Consider the following 16,187-nt stretch of genomic DNA (forward strand, 5'->3'; position numbering starts at 1 on the left):
TGGCACGACCTCTCACCTTCCTGGAATCTATCCAGTCGCGAAGTCAACCAAACCTTCAGCAGTCACGCTCTATCATTGTGCGGAAAGACTCTGAAGACTGTATGCCGTCAGAAGTCAGGCGACCGCCATCGACGCCTCAGGGGTCAGCAGCTCCCGATACCTGTGGAACGAGTAGGACAACCAATGACGCATGTAATGCCCGACGACATATTTGAGGATGCCTCGGAGCGTCGCCAGGGGCCGCGGCGCAAGACTCGCCGAACCGGCAGGAAGATTCTCTTCGGATTCCTCATCCTTGTTCTTGTACTCGTTGCAACGGTCGGCGGATATGCGTGGTACCTTGGCCGGACCTTTGACAAGAACTCGAACACGATCCCTGACGAGCATGTTTTCGGTGACAAGACACCGCCGCCGGTCGACGGCGGTGCGATGAACATTCTTGTGCTCGGCGCAGATGAGCCCATGGACCAGGTGGCCTTCTCGAACTCGCGCGGACTCCGCTCTGACACCATCATGGTTGCCCACGTCCCGGAGGATCGTTCGAGCATCCAGTTCATGTCGATCCCGCGTGACTCCTGGGTCGATATCGAAGGTCACGGCAAGGCGAAGATCAACGCGGCCTTGTCGTATGGAGGCTTGCCGCTTGCGGTCAGCACTGTTGAGGACTTCATCGGGGCGCCGATCAACCACGTGGCGATGATCGACTTCGAGGGCTTCCAGCTGCTCACCGACTCGGTGGGCGGCGTCGATGTCGAATCCTCGCAGGCATTCTCGAGCGGCGGTCATAGCTTTACGGAGGGGACGAACCACCTCGACGGTGAAGCAGCGCTGGCTTTCGTGCGGGCACGCAAGCAGTTCGCTGACGGAGATTTACAGCGTGCCCGCAACCAGCAGGAGTTCATGTCCTCTCTGTTCGGCAAGATCGTCGACGCCGATACTCTGTCGAACCCGAACAAGGTGACCGGCATGGTCCGGGACTTTTCGCCCTACATGTACCTGGATTCGGGACTGCATTCCTCGGCGATCTCTCGATACGCGTTGGCGATGCGCGATGTTCGCAGCGATGACATCGACTTCTTCACCGCTCCGATCGCGGGTGCCGGCCGCTCAGCTGACGGCCAGTCGTATGTGAAGGTCGACGAGAAGGAACTCGAGAATGTCCGCAAGGCCTTCAAGGACGACACGGTGAAGGACTACGCCGAGAACGCCGACCAGCAGCACCTGTGACAACCTCAGTTCGGCCACAGTTCGTCAGAACCGGTGTGGCGTCGGCTCTTGCTTTCACGCTCCTCGTTTCAGGCTGCACCAACGGCAGAGAGGGCTTCACCGCCGAGCGGGCCGCCCAGATCCATGCGCCGTCGAACGCCGCGCAGAGCGAGACCGGGTACCGGGAGCTCGCCGAATTCGCCGACTCCGGCAGCGGTGTGAAGAACGCCGAGGACGGACGCCTGGTCATCGACATCGCTCCGAGCACCGCGACGACGATCGAGTTCGTGCACGGCTGAGGGCTTTTCAGATGTGACTACGGCCCTGGGCGATGGGTTTTCCATCGGCCAGGGCCGGTTCAGTCAGTGATCTGCCGGTCAGGTGACTCGCCGGTCAGGTGACTCGCCGGTCAGGTGCCCTGCCGGTCAGGCCAGCAGCTCAGGGCCGCGGGAGGTCGAGGAGATCGCCGGTGCGCCGGTCGATCTTCTGGCCGGTGGCCTCCTCGTGCGCCTCGATGTGCAGACCCGACTCCCAGTGCTCGGCGCCCGGGATCGGGCACGTCTCCGGAATGTAGACCGGATCCTTGCCGGCCCTGCGCTGGGCCTCGAAGTCCTTGAGGATCTTGAACGCCGGACCCTGGATGATGAGGATGCCGATGATATTGAGCCACGCCATGAGACCCACACCGATGTCGCCGAGGGTCCAGGCATCGCCGGCACCGCCGACGGCACCGATGACGACGGCCACGAGGATCGCCAGCTGCAGCAGGCGCATGAGGACGCTGCGCAGCAGCACGTTGCGCGAGTTGCGCAGCAGGTAGGACAGGTTCGTCTCGGCCATGTAGTAGTAGGCCACGATCGTGGTGAAGGCGAAGAACGCCAGCGAGACTGCGATGAAGCTCGCGCCCAGGCCCGGCACAATCGTGTCGAAGCTGTTCTGCACATAGCCGGGGCCTGCCTCGACGCCCTCGGGCAGACGTCCGCCGTCGCCGACGAGCGGGCCGCCGTCCTCACCCTCGTAGACGCGGTACATGCCGGTCGACAGGATCATGAACGCCGTTGCCGAGCACACCAGCAGCGTGTCGATGTAGACCGCACCGGCCTGCACCAGGCCCTGCTTGGCCGGGTGGGAGACCTCCGAGGCGGCAGCGGCGTGCGGGCCGGTGCCCTGACCGGCCTCATTGGAGTAGATGCCGCGCTTGACGCCCCAGGCCACAGCCTCGCCGATGACGGCACCGAAGGCGGCGTTGACGCCGAAGGCTGAGGAGAAGATGAGCGAGATGACCTCGGGGATGGCGGAGGCGTTGATGATGACGACGATGATCGCGCCGATGATGTAGATGACAGCCATGAACGGCACGACGATCGAGGCGAAGTTCGCGATGCGCTTGATGCCGCCGATGATGATGAACCCGAGCACGATGACGATGCCCACAGCCGGGATCCATGGCTCCAGGCCCCACGCGTTGGCCATCGCCGAGGAGATGCCGTTGGCCTGCACGCCGGGCAGCAGCGAGCTCATCGCGAAGATCGTGACACAGGCGAAGATCGCGCCGTAGAGCTGGAACAGGCCCTTGGCCTTCGTGTGCGCGTACGCCTTCGCCAGGTAGTAGGCCGGGCCGCCGCGGTACTCGCCGGTGTCGCGGTCGCGCTCCTTGTAGATCTGGCCGAGCGTCGATTCGACGAACGAGGTGGAGGCGCCGAGCAGGGCGACCATCCACATCCAGAACACCGCGCCCGGGCCGCCGAGCGCGATCGCGGTGGCGACACCGGCGATGTTGCCGGTGCCCACGCGGCCGGACAGCGAGACCGCCAGGGCCTGGAAGGACGAGACTCCCGAGGAGGAGCCCTTGCCGGTGAACATGTAGACGAAGATGTCGCCGATGCGGCGGATCTGGATCGCCTTCGTGCGGATCGTGAAGAACACGCCCACGCCCAGGCACAGGTACACGAGCACTGGCGACCAGACGAGGTCGTTGAGCAGACTGATGATGTCTGACATGAAAAGACTCCTTAGGAAATCAGCCCAGCCACCGCCTCGGGTAAGGCAGTGGGATCCTCCGATCCCGGATGTGAGAGGGAGGGGGAGCAGCACGTGCACGATCTCTGTGCGCGGCATCACACGGACTGATTCAGCCACACTCCGCGGTGTGTGTCAATTCACTGTGAATCACCGTGACCCTCTGGCGTCATGACACGCGTCCTGGTATGCATCCGGTGCGCAGACGAATGTCCGCAGGTGCGGGGGAGTCCCGTGCCCACGGTCACACTTCGGTTGCGATCTGGGATATACATGGTTCAAGCCGTCGCCTCGTGACACTGCAGCACTAGGATGACGTCTGCTCCACTCCTGAATGACGAAAGGCGCGTTCATGTTCCGATCACGCAAGCTGCTGGCCACCGGCGCAGCGCTCGGCGCGGCAGCGATGGTGCTGTCGGCCTGCTCCACCTCGACCACCGGCGGCGGTGGCGAAGGCGAGTCCGGTGATGCGCTCACCATCGGCACCACCGACAAGGTGACCGTCCTCGACCCGGCCGGCTCCTACGACAACGGCTCCTTCTTCGTCATGAAGCAGGTGTTCCCCTTCCTGCTGAGCTACAAGCCCGGCACCGCCGAGATCGAGAACGACATCGCCGAATCGGCCGATTTCACTGATCCGAAGACCTTCGAGGTCAAGCTCAAGGAGGGCCTGAAGTTCTCCAACGGCAACGAGCTGACGTCCTCGGATGTGAAGTTCTCCTTCGACCGCCAGCTGGGCATCGCCGATCCCAACGGCCCGTCCTCGCTGCTCGGCAGCCTCGAATCCGTTGAGACTCCGGATGACCTGACGGTCCAGTTCAAGCTGAACAAGGAGAACGACCAGATCTTCCCGCAGGTGCTCGCCGGGCCGGCCGGCCCGATCGTCGATGAGGACACCTTCTCCGCCGACGAGATCACCAAAGACGACGACATCGTCTCCGGCGACGCCTTCGGCGGCCCGTACAAGATCGGCTCGTACCAGTTCAACGAGCTCGTCGCCTACGAAGCCAACCCCGAATACCAGGGCTCGCTCGGCGAGGCCAAGACGTCCAACGTGCAGATGCGCTACTACTCGGACGCCAACAACATGAAGCTCGACGTCGAGAAGGGCCAGATCGACGTAGCCTGGCGCTCGCTGTCGGCCACCGACATCGAAGACCTCGAAGGCAGCGACAGCGTCGAGGTCCACCAGGGCCCCGGCGGTGAGATCCGCTACATCGTCTTCAACCTCGACACCATGCCCTATGGTGCCAAGACCGATGAGGCCGACGAGGACAAGGCACTGGCCGTCCGCCAGGCGATGGCCGACTCGATCGACCGTGAGGCCGTGGCCGACCAGGTCTACAAGGGCACCTACACCCCGCTGTACTCGCACATGCCCACCGAACTGCCGGCGGCGAAGGAATCGCTCAAGGAGATGTACGGCGACGGCAACGGCGGCGCTGATGTTGAGAAGGCAAAGAAGCGCCTCGAGGACGCCGGTGTTGAGACCCCGGTCGAGCTGAAGCTGCAGTACAACCCCGACCACTACGGCCCGTCGTCTGGTGACGAGTACGCGCTCATCAAGGACCAGCTGGAGTCGACTGACCTGTTCACCGTCGACCTGCAGTCCACCGAATGGGTCAAGTACGCCGAGGACCGCACCGCCGACGTCTACCCGCTGTACCAGCTCGGCTGGTTCCCCGACTACGCCGACGGCGATAACTACCTCGTGCCGTTCTTCTACAACACCGAGGAGAACCCGTCATTCCTCGCCAACCACTACACCAACGACGAGCTCAACACGCTGCTCAAGGAGCAGGGCTCCGAGGCCGACGAGGGCAAGCGCGCTGAGGAGCTCGGCAAGGCGCAGGACATCGTCGGCGAGGAGCTGCCGACCCTGCCGCTGCTGCAGGGCAACCAGATCGCCGTCTCCGGCACGGACGTCAAGGGCGTCGACGACACCCTCGACCCGTCCTTCCAGTTCCGCCTGGCGCTGCTGGAGAAGTGACGCCCGACTGAACCGCGCACCGCAGCCGAGGCGGGGATCCCACCAGACCCCCCGCCTCGGCTCCGGTCTGCCGGGAGGCGAGAGACGCCTCGGCGGCGGAGACCAGAACCACCCAGATCCCAACCCACGAAATGTGAACCCATGACCGCAAGCGTCCAGGTGCCCGATCTCGCTGAGGATCCAGCGGCGAAGACGGCCAAACGCAGCTCCGGATCCGGCCTGGGGAGATACATCCTCATCCGGTTCCTGCTCATCATCCCGACCGTGTGGATCCTCACCACCCTCGTCTTCTTCCTCATGCGCATCACCGGCGACCCGATCACGGCCGCCCTCGGCGGGCGCCTGACGAAGGCGCAGCTGGCCGAGCGCGTCGCCGCGGCCGGTTACGACCGGCCGATCCTCGTGCAGTACTTCGAATACCTCGGAAACATGCTGCGCGGCGACTTCGGCACCACCCTGTCGGACAACCGCCCGGTCACCTCGATCCTCATGACCTACGGGGCGGCGACGCTGGAGCTCGTGTTCTTCGCGCTCATCGTCGCACTGCTGCTCGGCATCCCGCTGGGCATGATCGCCGCTCGCTTCCGCGACACCTGGCCCGATGCCACCCTGCGCGTGCTTGCGATCCTCGGCTACGCCACCCCGGTGTTCTTCGCCGGCCTCATCCTCAAGCTCATCTTCGGCGTGCTCTTCCCGATCCTGCCGATCGCCGGCCGTGCAAGCTCCTCGACTGAACTCGTCATGGGCGGCGTGGTCGCACCCACCCGCATCTACTTCATCGACGCGCTGCGCATCGGCGACATGGCCGCCTTCACCGACGTCATGAGCCACGCCGTGCTGCCGGCGATCGCACTCGGCCTGCTCACCGGCGGCACCTTCCTCCGCCTCGTGCGCACCAACCTCATCGGCACACTCGGCCAGCAGTACATCGAATCCGGCCGCTCCCGAGGCGTCTCCGAGTTCCGGCTCGTGACTCGCCACGCCTACCGGCCGGCCCTCATCCCGATCATCACCGTCATGGGCATGCAGATCGCGCTCATGCTCGCCGGTGCGGTGCTGACGGAGACGACGTTCGAATGGAAGGGACTGGGCTTCCAGCTCGCCCACTATCTCACCGCCCGCGACTTCGTCGCCGTACAGGGCATCGTCGTGATGCTCGCCGTCATCGTCGCGGTGACGAACTTCATCGTCGACATCATCGCCGCCCTCATCGACCCGCGAGTGAGGTACTGATGACCCAGCCAACCGATCGCACGAACGACAGCACCGGCAGCGCACACGCCGCCACCGGTGCCCGCGCAGCCGGCGCCTCGGGCGCAGGGACCGGCCAGACCGGCGCCTCGGGCGCGGGGACCGGCCAGACCGGCGGCTCGCAGCGGCATTGGACTTCGCGGGTGCCGGTCATCAGCCACCTTAAGCAGTCCGTCGGGCTGCAGCGCGGCATGCTCATCGCAGGCCTCGTCATGTGCGCGATCGTGCTGCTGACCGCCCTGCTCGCCCCGCTGCTGGCCCCCTACGGGTTCAATCAGCTCGCCGATGAGGCCGGGCGCTTCGGCGCCCAGCAGCCGCCGAGCTCCAAGCACCCATGGGGCACCACCGTCGGTGGATTCGACGTGCTCTCCCGCGTCATCTGGGGCGCGCGTACGGCCGTGTTCGTCATCGTCGTCGCCGTGCTCATGTCGATCTTCCTCGGCGTCATCCTCGGGCTCATCTCCGGCTACATCGGCGGCTGGCTCGACCGCATCCTCGTCGTCGTCGCCGATGCCATCTACGCCTTCCCGACCCTGCTGCTGGCGATCGTCATGACGATCGTCATCTCCGGCGGGCAGTCCAACGTCATCGGCGGTGTGCTCGCCGCAGCGATCTCGATCACCGTCGTATTCATCCCGCAGTACTTCCGGGTGGTGCGCGCCGAGACTGTGCGGCTGAAGGCCGAGCCCTTCGTCGAGGCCGCCCAGGTCATCGGCGTGTCGAAGACGCGGATCGTGGCCCGCCACATCTACCGCAACGCCACCCGCAACCTGCCGCTCATCTTCACGCTCAACGCCTCCGAAGCGATCCTCACCCTGGCAGCCCTCGGCTTCCTCGGCTTCGGCATCGAGCCGACCTCGGCCTCCGAGTGGGGATACGACCTGAACAAGGCACTGGCCGACGTCACCTCCGGCATCTGGTGGACCTCTGTGTTCCCCGGCGCCGCCATCGTCATGACGGTGCTGGGCATCACGCTCGTCGGCGAGTCCATCAACGACCTCAACGACCCCCGGCTGCGCGTGCGCAGGAAGAAAGCCCGCGCGAAGAAGGTGGAGAACACATGACAGACGAGACCCGCAAGACGAGCACCGCCTCGGGCGCGGGGCGCGAGCCGCTGCTGCGCATCGAGGACCTCGACATCACCTTCGCCACCGACGGCGGCGACGTGCACGCCGTCAACGACCTCTCACTTGCCGTCGCGCCCGGCGAAGTGCTCGCGATCGTCGGCGAATCCGGCTCCGGCAAGACCGTGACCGCCAAGTCGATCCTGCGCCTGCTGCCCGAGACCGCGACCGTCGGCGGGGCGATCATCGTCTCCGGCGACAACGTCGTGACCGCCAGCCGCGAACAGCTGCGCGAACTGCGCGGCAGATCCGCCTCGATGGTGTTCCAGGAGCCCTCGACCGCCCTCAACCCGGTGTTCACCGTCGGCTGGCAGATCGCCGAGGGCCTGCGCGTGCACAATCCCAAAATGAGCCGCAAAGAGCTGCGCACCCGCGTCGTCGAGGCGATGGAGAAGGTCGGCATTCCCAACGCGTCCGAACGCTGCGACTACTACCCGCACCAGTTCTCCGGCGGACAGAAGCAGCGCATCGTCATCGCGATGGCGCTCGCGCTGGGCGCGAAGCTCATCATCGCCGACGAGCCCACCACCGCCCTCGACGTCACCGTGCAGGCCGAGATCCTCGACCTGCTGCGCGACCTGCGCGACGAGATGGACACCGCGATCGTGCTCATCACCCACAACATGGGCGTTGTCGCCGACCTCGCCGACCGGGTCGCCGTCATGTACCGCGGCGACCTCGTCGAGACCGCCGATGTGCAGACGCTGTTCGCCGATCCGCGCGAGGAGTACACCCGCAACCTGCTCGCCGCCGTGCCGCGCCTGACCTCGGTGTCCGAGCGCGAAGCCGGCGGGCTGGATGCCGAGGCTGGGGCCGGCGAGGCGACCGGCGCCTCGGGAGCGGGGTCTGCCCGGGTGACCACCACCTCGAGCTCGGGTGCTGCTGGGACGGATGCCGCCTCGGAGGCGGCCACCGGCGCCGAGGCGGGGCGCACCCGCCCGGACGCCGCACCGATCGTCGTGGCCCGAAACCTGGAGATCGTCTACCCCGGCGGCATCGGCAAGCCCGACTTCACCGCCGTCGACGGGGTCAGCTTCGAGATCCGGCCCGGTGAGGTGTTCGGCATGGTCGGCGAGTCCGGCTCCGGCAAGACGACCATCGGGCGCGCGATCGCCGGACTGACGAAGGCTACCGGCGGCTCGCTCACCGTGTTCGGCCATGAGATGGTCGGGTTCAAGGAGCGGAAGTTCAAGCCGCTGCGCAAGCGCATCGGATTCGTCTTCCAGGACCCGGCGGCGTCCTTCAACCCGCACCTGAGCATCGGCGAGTGCGTCGCCGAGCCGATCGCCGTGCACCAGCCGGACATGTCCGCTCACGACCGCCGCCAGCGCACCCGCGAGCTGCTCGAAGCCGTTCAGCTGCCCGAGGCCTACGCCCAGCGCTACCCGCACGAGCTCTCCGGCGGTCAGCGCCAGCGTGCCTCGCTTGCCCGCGGCATCGCGCTCAATCCCGAGCTGCTCATCGCCGACGAGCCCACCAGCGCCCTCGACGTGTCCGTCCAGGCGCGTGTGCTCGAGCTCTTCGCCGAGCTGCAGGAGCGGTTCCACTACGCCGCGCTGTTCATCAGCCACGACCTCGCCGTCGTCGACATGCTCTCCGACCGCATCGGCGTGCTCTTCCACGGCCGCCTGCTCGAAGAGGGCACCGGCGCGCAGGTGCTCGGCAGCCCGCAGCACGACTACACCCGCAAGCTCATCGCCTCGCTGCCCGTGCCCGACCCCGTCGAGCAGGCCAAGCGCCGCGAACTCGCCCGCGAGATCCGCGCTCGCGTGTAGGAGAAGGGCAGGGCCTGGGGCCTGGCTGGCTCGTGGGGCCCGCCTGGTCTGGCTGCCTGGCCCGGCTGCCTGGCCTGGCCACTTGCTGAACGTGACCGGCTCCGTCGTTTTCGACGGGGCCGGTTCCGTGTTGTGGGTGGGCTTGTCGCGGGGCGCCGGGCCCGAGGTTGTGGTGGCCGGGCCCGAGGCGGCGGAAGCGCTCGTGGGGAGCGTTGTCCGTGCCTCGTGCCAGACTGAGTTCAGAGTCGAAGCAGGCATATGTTTATGTGAGTTACATGTGAACACAGTCGAAACTATTGTTTCAGCACCTGACTTGGCTCATTTTGTTAGTGCGTGAGTTTGCCGTTCATGATCGCGTCGATGATGGCTTTTTCTTGGGCGGGGATGTGGGGCGGGAAGGTCTGCTGGGTGCCGTTGATCTCGATCGTCGCCGACCGCAGCGGCCGTAGGCGCTTGACGACGTTGCCGATCGCCAGCCCGGTGCGGGTCTGGACGTAGCGCGATACCGCCAGGGCGGCGAACACGATGGTCAGGTGCGCTTCGATCGATTCGCGGACTCGGTGGAAGATCGGCCGGGCAGCCAGGTCGGTCTTGGACATGCGGAACGATTGCTCGACGTGCCACAGGTCGTGGTAGGACGACACCACCTCTGCCGCCGGCATGATGCTGGCCGGGATGTTGGATGAGTATCCCTTCCAACCGACGAGCTGTATAGCTCGTGCGTAGGAGGCTTCGTCGAGTTCTTTCTTCCCGCCTTTCTCCCGCACGAACCTGGCCTTCTTCGGTGCCCGTTCCCCGTCGATGATCGCGATCGCTCGGTTGCGCTGCTGATTGAGCGTTGCTCGGTCCCGCAGCGCTCTCTTGCGCCGGTACTGCCAGACGGCCCGCCATTTGTCGGTGTCTGTTTCGGGGTCCCACACCGGCTCGGCCCGGCGCGGCACCTGGTCCGGATCGGGTGCCGACCGCCGCATCGTGATGGTGTCGACGGTCAGCCCGTCCTCGTGGTGGGTGCCGTGCCAGTGGAAGTACTTCGCCAGGTCCTGCGGTGCCTTCGTCTGCCGCGACCCGACGATGAACCGCAAGCCGGCGTCGTCGAGGTCTTGCAGGTTCTTCGCCGACAGCATCCCGGCATCGGCGACCACTACCATATCGGCCACGTTGTGGCGGTCCTGGAAAGCCTTGATCACCGGGATCATCGTGTGCGTCTCGGCCTTGTTCCCTTCGAACGAGCGAATCTCCAGGGGAAACCCGGTCCGGTCGACGAGCAGCCCGATGACGATCTGCGGATCGACCCGGCGCTCCTTCGAGTACCCGACCTTGCGGTAGGAGTCTTCCTTCTCCGCCTCGAAATACAAGGTGGTGACGTCATACAGCAGCAGCGACAGCCCCGTGGTGGCGGCGCTGTAGGCGAAGCAGGCCTTCGCGATCTGATCCCGATAGTCCTGTTCCTGGATCCTGCCCAGGCTCCGCTTAATCGTGGCGTAGCTGACAGCGTCGAACCCGAGGTCGCGCAGCACCCGAGGCGCGTCGCGCTTCGACGTCGGCTCCACGATCCGGGCCACCACCAAGTCGCAGAACACCGCGTCGTCGACCCGGTCGAATCCCAACTGCCGATATGCCGCGGTCAGCACGTCCCGCAAGATCCCGGCCGGGGTCGCCGCCACTCGTCCGGCAGGAGCACGCCCAGCAAAAGGTGGCTCAGGGTCAAGCAGCGCGGCTTGCCCACCGTTTTCCTCAACCAGCGACTGAGTGGGCATCTCTGCAAACCCGATGTCGATATCAAGCGTCTGCTGCCCGTCATCGATCCAGCCCCTGGCCTGGGCCAGCAGAACCCCGAGCTCGGCCTCGGTATGCGCCGACCCGATGTGCTTGATGATGCGCTGCCGACCGCGCCAATACTCAGCCACCTGCACCGCAGTCGCCCCGGACTTCGTGCGGACCCGCCGAATGAACACCATCCCACGACTCTAAACGACCCCCGTTAGTGCGTGAAAAAGCACGAAATCACAAGCAAAGCTCCAGGTCACGGAACCAAAGCACCGAAAGCAAGACAACCGTGAGCCAAGTCAGGTCAGAGTCGAAGCAGGCATATGTTTATGTGAGTTACATGTGAACACAGTCGAAACTATTGTTTCAGCATATCGAACACGCTTAGACTTGAAGCCAGAAAGATCGCGGTAGATCACAAGGGAGGTGGCCGCGATGCTCGTCGAAGAACAGGTCATCACGACCCACCGCAACGACGCGGTGGTCGACACGTCTGATTTCGCTGACTGTCTCTACCGGCTGAGATCAACCAACCGGGACATTGATAACCGCCGCATGACTGGGCTTGGATTCCTCTTCGACGCCTTCCTTGCCCGGACGGCTTCTGATTCACCAGAGGATGTCTCCCTGCAGGTCGATGCGGTCCGTGAGCTCGCGGCTGACCCGCGTGCGCTCGGCCGCCCGGACCGTGACGGCACTGACTTCAAGAACGAAGCCGAGCAGCGCCGGAACGCCTACGCCTGGCTGGTCGAACGCACGGCATCGACGTCGCTGATGCACATGGCAGACGCACTCGACACGACTGTCAAGCAGGTCCGTTCACGCGTGCAGGTCGCTGCAGCGGGACTCGTCGGGCTGCCAGAGTTCACGGCCCAAGCCCGGGCAGGGGTCATCGGCTACGACCGCTACCTCCACGGCGCCCGGCGCGCCACGACCATAGAGCCTGAACATCTGGCGGACTTCGATGCAGGACTTGTGCGGATCAGAGTCTCGGATATGACGGCGTTCAAACGAGCAGTCACGCAACTGATCGCCACACTCGTTACGCGCGAGGAACGCGCGAAAGAAGTCCGGGATCGCCGCACTGTCGAGACCTACTACGAGCCGCACGGGCTGGGGATCCTCATCGCGCGCGGCCCCTCCCACCAGATCGCGCTCTTAGAAGCGCGGTTGGCTGGCATGGCCCGCAGCGTCATCAAGGGCCTCGGCGCACCACTTGGGGTGCCCGAAGGACGCGAGATCGTGGACGACCGGGGGATGGGTGAGCTGATGTTCGACTTCCTCACCGGCTCCCAACCTGCAGGCACGCTGACCACACAGCCCACCGACAGTGACTCCACGATTGTCGAGGCTGCCAATCCAGCCGGTATTGACGTCGACGCGACCGCTGAGAAGATCGCCGAGACTCTCGCCGAAACAGGTGTCCGGTGCCCAGTCGACGCTGAGTGGCTCAAACGTCAAGCCCGCATTACTATCACCGTCCCGGCACTGGCCCTCCTCGACAAGAACACCGACGAAGGCGATGCGGATTCGGTTCCGGGGATGGTCAATGGTCACCCGATCTCACCTGAGACCGCCCGCCAGCTCACCGGGACTGGTCATTCGACGGTCTACCGGATCCTGACCGATCCCACCGACGGGACCGTCCTCGACCACGCTGCTGAGACCTACACGATCCCCGAACGCATGCGGATCGCGCTGGTTGAGAAGTGGCAGTTCTGCACACTCCCTGGTTGCGACCGGTCAGCTGTGAAAGCAGAGCTCGATCACATCGAACCGTTCAATCATGAAGACCCTGGACGAGGCGGACCGACCACCATGGGGAACCTCCACCCGTTATGCCGGGAGCATCACCAGATGAAAACCGAAGACAGACTCAGAGTCACCCGCAGTCCCGACACTGGGATGCTGACCTGGACACTGCCCGGCGGACACCAACTCCAAGCAAGGCCACCGACAAATCCCATCGGGCAGGCACACGCCCAACAGCTGCTCAACCTCACCACTGACTAGACCACACCGCCGCCACCGACTTACCCGAAACGATTCTCAGTCGTTTCTCTACCAGCGCTGCCTGCAGCACCACCGCAGTGACAGAACGATGTTTGACAACCACATAGTGTCCGGCCCTGCTGCCTACATGAGACGATGAACCGCATGGAAACTCTTGCCATCATCGGCGCCGGCCTGGCCGGAACCGAATGCGCCCGCGCCTACGTGGGTGCCGGTGGAGCCGCGGACGTCATCCTCATTGACCCGCGCCCAGTTCCCAGCGAACTCCCGCCCCTGTCGAAGACCCTCTTCGCCGACGAGCTCGACCATGTGCCACTCCTTCGACCAGACGGCATCCGCCTGGTCGAAGGAGAAGTGACTCGGGTGGAGGCAGACGGCCGGGGACTGCATCTGGCCGACGGCCAGCGCATCGACTGCGACGCTCTCGTCGTGGCCGCAGGCATGCGGGCACGACGCCCGCAGACCGAGCTCCCAGGCGGGCCGGTCCACACCATCCGCAACGCTGACGACGCTGAGGCCATCCGTGCGGCAACAGGCGACAACGCAGACATCGGCGTCCTCGGATCCGGCTACCTCGCGCTCGAAGCAGCCCGCAGCGCCGCCGACGCCGGCCACCGCGTCACCGTGTACCTGCGCGGAGACCGCCCGCTCATCGGCCGGCACCACGAGGCGATCGGCCGCGCACTCATGAACCGGCATGCCGAAGCCGGCGTCAACTTCCTCCTCGACGCAGACCCTAGCGACTACACCGCCCACGATGTCTGGATCGCAGCCATCGGCGGCGCGCCCCTCACGACCACCCTGCCTGAGGAATGGGACCGCGACGGCAGCGGACACCTCCTCGTCGACCGCAGCCTCCGGCTCACCATCGACGGGAAACCCGTCGAGAACGCATGGGCCATCGGTGATATTGCCCACCTTGCCAGTGGCCCATTGGCCGATGCCGGGCCGATGGAATCCGAGGCAGCCGCCGCCTCCCAGGGGACATGGCTGGGGGAGCAGGTCGCGGCCGGGAGCACCGATGCAGAATGGGACGACGTGCCGTGGCATTGGAGCTTCCAAGGCCCCGAACGCGTCTTCGCCGCAGGCCGAGTGACCGGCACGGACACGGCGATCGTCAGCGGTGACCAACAGTCCGGACGCTTCCAGGTGCTGCACTTCCACGACGGAGCGCTCTGCGGGGCCGAGACCCTCAATCAGCCGCCGGCGCACAACGCCGCACGCAAACTCCTCGCCCTGCCCGCAGCCGACCGGCCGACACCAGCCGACGCAGCAGACGGCCTGCTCGATCTGCGTGCCTGGGTGCGCCGACTGCGCAGCTAGGCGCCCGGCCTCGTACACTGCTAAGAGCGGGGCTGATTACAATGTCTCTGTTCCGCACTGATCCTGTAACCGACGAAGGGCGTTCTGCGCACCATGAGCATGCCTGAGATGGCGGCGAAGTACTCACTCGAAAGAGTTGGTGCTCGCCCGCCGCTGACCCACTACCTGAAAGAGGTATGGCGGCGGCGCGACTTCATCTTCAGCCTCGCGAAGTTCCGTATCCAAAGCGAGAACGAGCGCAACCGTCTGGGAATGCTGTGGGTGCTGCTGCGGCCGATCTTCTCCGCGCTCATCTACGGCCTCGTCTTCGGCCTCGTGCTCGGGTCCATGCGGCCAGAGGGATTCGTCCCCTACGTCATCATCGGCGTCTTCCTGCTGGAGTTCTTCAACTCCTCGATGAACGGCGGCGCCAAGTCGATCATCTCGAACTCAGCGCTCGTGCAGTCCCTGCCGTTCCCGCGTCTCGTCCTGCCGGTCTCGACCGTGCTGCAGAACCTGCTCAACTTCGTGCCGACCCTGGCACTCATGATCATTCTGACGATGCTGTGGGGTGCCAGGCCGGAGTTCACCTGGTTCCTGCTCATCCCCCTCGTGCTCATCTTCTGGGTCTTCAACCAGGGCGTGGCCCTCATCTTCGCCCGCCTGACCGTCCACCTGCGCGACCTCAGCCAGCTCGTGCCCTACATCTCCCGCATGATCTTCTACACTTCCGGTGTCTTCTTCGACCCGGCGACGGTCCTCGACAAGTACCCGACTGTCGCTGCGGTCTATGACTGGCATCCGCTCTACGAGGTGCTCGCCATCGCCCGCGGCATCCTGCTGCCGGAGTACGAGATCCCCGTTGACTTCTGGTGGAAGCACGCCATCTGGGCCGTTGTCATTCTGTGCATCGGTGTCGTCTTCTTCTGGAAAGCTGAGGAGCGATATGGCCGAGACGATTGAGCACCGCACCTCCGACGACCGCCGTCCTGAAGACGGCCAGCCGGTCGTCATCGTCGACGACCTCTACGTCGACTTCAAGACCTTGGCCACCGGCAAGCGCTTGACCCCCGGTTCGGCTAAGGGCCTGCTGCAGCGCGGCCGTGAGCTGCGCACCGTCCACGCCCTCAAGGGCGTATCCTTCACCGCCTACGCCAACGAGTCGATCGGGATCATCGGCACCAACGGTTCGGGCAAGTCGACGCTCATGCGCACCATCACCGGACTCACCCCGCCCACCAAGGGAGCCGTCTACGCGAAGTCACGGCCGAACCTCCTCGGCGTCGGTGCCGCACTCATGAGCGACCTGTCCGGTTCGCGCAACATCATCCTCGGCGGCCTCGCAATGGGCATGACCCGTGCAGAGATCGAGTCGAAGTACGACGAGATCGTCGAATTCACCGGCCTCGGCGACTTCATCGACATGCCGATGCGCACCTACTCATCCGGTATGTCCGCGCGCCTGAAGTTCGGCATCGCCACCGCCAAAGAGCACGAGATCCTCATCGTCGACGAAGCCCTGTCCGTCGGCGACCGCGACTTCCAGAAGCGCTCCGAGGCCCGGATCCGCGGCATCCGAGAGAAGGCCGGCACGGTCTTCCTCGTCTCCCACTCGATGCGCTCGATCCGCGACACCTGCAACCGCACCATCTGGATCGAGAAGGGCGAGCTGCTCGCCGATGGGGACACCGACGCCGTCGTGAAGGAGTACGAGCAGCACAAGTGAGAGCAGACCTCGCC

Annotated in this window: 12 protein-coding genes; 10 read left to right on the forward strand and 2 right to left on the reverse strand. The window is 65.1% G+C overall.

The annotated features are described in order from the left end of the window. The first annotated feature begins 195 nt into the window (after nucleotides 1-195). Together M3C25_RS06135 and M3C25_RS06140 are read left to right on the forward strand one after the other, a co-directional pair. Nucleotides 196-1,227, forward strand: coding sequence for an LCP family protein (locus M3C25_RS06135; RefSeq protein WP_259799253.1), 1,032 nt, complete (start codon nucleotides 196-198; stop codon nucleotides 1,225-1,227). Nucleotides 1,228-1,262: 35 nt separating this feature from the next. After that, nucleotides 1,263-1,505, forward strand: coding sequence for a hypothetical protein (locus M3C25_RS06140; protein WP_259799251.1), 243 nt, complete (start codon nucleotides 1,263-1,265; stop codon nucleotides 1,503-1,505). A gap of 139 nt (nucleotides 1,506-1,644) precedes the next feature. Here the strand turns inward: M3C25_RS06140 and M3C25_RS06145 are convergent, their stop codons facing one another. After that, on the reverse strand, nucleotides 1,645-3,207 hold the full coding sequence (locus M3C25_RS06145) for an alanine/glycine:cation symporter family protein (RefSeq protein ID WP_259855353.1): 1,563 nt from the start codon (nucleotides 3,205-3,207) through the stop codon (nucleotides 1,645-1,647). Nucleotides 3,208-3,577: 370 nt separating this feature from the next. On the opposite strand from M3C25_RS06145, the gene M3C25_RS06150 reads away from it, so the two are divergent. The 4 genes from M3C25_RS06150 (at nucleotide 3,578) to M3C25_RS06165 (ending at nucleotide 9,365) form a co-directional block, all read left to right on the forward strand. After that, nucleotides 3,578-5,215 (forward strand): ABC transporter substrate-binding protein, encoded by a 1,638-nt coding sequence (locus tag M3C25_RS06150; protein ID WP_259855354.1) that lies wholly within the window; start codon nucleotides 3,578-3,580, stop codon nucleotides 5,213-5,215. Between the two features lie 141 nt (nucleotides 5,216-5,356). Continuing rightward, nucleotides 5,357-6,448, forward strand: coding sequence for an ABC transporter permease (locus M3C25_RS06155; RefSeq protein WP_259855355.1), 1,092 nt, complete (start codon nucleotides 5,357-5,359; stop codon nucleotides 6,446-6,448). Further along, nucleotides 6,448-7,530, forward strand: a complete 1,083-nt coding sequence (locus tag M3C25_RS06160) for an ABC transporter permease (protein ID WP_259855356.1) — start codon at nucleotides 6,448-6,450, stop codon at nucleotides 7,528-7,530. Before M3C25_RS06155 ends, M3C25_RS06160 begins: the two co-directional genes overlap by 1 nt. Further along, entirely contained in the window at nucleotides 7,527-9,365 is a 1,839-nt protein-coding gene (locus M3C25_RS06165) for a dipeptide ABC transporter ATP-binding protein (RefSeq protein WP_259855357.1), read from the forward strand. Before M3C25_RS06160 ends, M3C25_RS06165 begins: the two co-directional genes overlap by 4 nt. Nucleotides 9,366-9,691: 326 nt before the next feature. Here the strand turns inward: M3C25_RS06165 and M3C25_RS06170 are convergent, their stop codons facing one another. After that, the gene (locus M3C25_RS06170; protein ID WP_259855358.1) at nucleotides 9,692-11,323 is read right to left on the reverse strand and encodes an IS1634 family transposase; all 1,632 of its coding nucleotides are present in this window, start codon (nucleotides 11,321-11,323) and stop codon (nucleotides 9,692-9,694) included. A 244-nt stretch (nucleotides 11,324-11,567) separates the two neighbouring features. On the opposite strand from M3C25_RS06170, the gene M3C25_RS06175 reads away from it, so the two are divergent. The 4 genes from M3C25_RS06175 (at nucleotide 11,568) to M3C25_RS06190 (ending at nucleotide 16,173) form a co-directional block, all read left to right on the forward strand. Continuing rightward, on the forward strand, nucleotides 11,568-13,145 hold the full coding sequence (locus M3C25_RS06175; RefSeq protein ID WP_259855359.1) for an HNH endonuclease signature motif containing protein: 1,578 nt from the start codon (nucleotides 11,568-11,570) through the stop codon (nucleotides 13,143-13,145). A 144-nt stretch (nucleotides 13,146-13,289) separates the two neighbouring features. Next, nucleotides 13,290-14,468 (forward strand): FAD-dependent oxidoreductase, encoded by a 1,179-nt coding sequence (locus tag M3C25_RS06180; RefSeq protein ID WP_259855360.1) that lies wholly within the window; start codon nucleotides 13,290-13,292, stop codon nucleotides 14,466-14,468. A 93-nt stretch (nucleotides 14,469-14,561) separates the two neighbouring features. Beyond that, a complete protein-coding gene (locus M3C25_RS06185) occupies nucleotides 14,562-15,410 on the forward strand; it encodes an ABC transporter permease (RefSeq protein WP_102162123.1) in 849 nt (282 codons plus the stop codon). Beyond that, entirely contained in the window at nucleotides 15,394-16,173 is a 780-nt protein-coding gene (locus M3C25_RS06190; protein ID WP_259855361.1) for an ABC transporter ATP-binding protein, read from the forward strand. Before M3C25_RS06185 ends, M3C25_RS06190 begins: the two co-directional genes overlap by 17 nt. Nucleotides 16,174-16,187 lie beyond the last annotated feature (14 nt).

The sequence above is a fragment of the Brevibacterium luteolum genome, assembly GCF_025147615.1.
Classification (GTDB): domain Bacteria; phylum Actinomycetota; class Actinomycetes; order Actinomycetales; family Brevibacteriaceae; genus Brevibacterium; species Brevibacterium luteolum.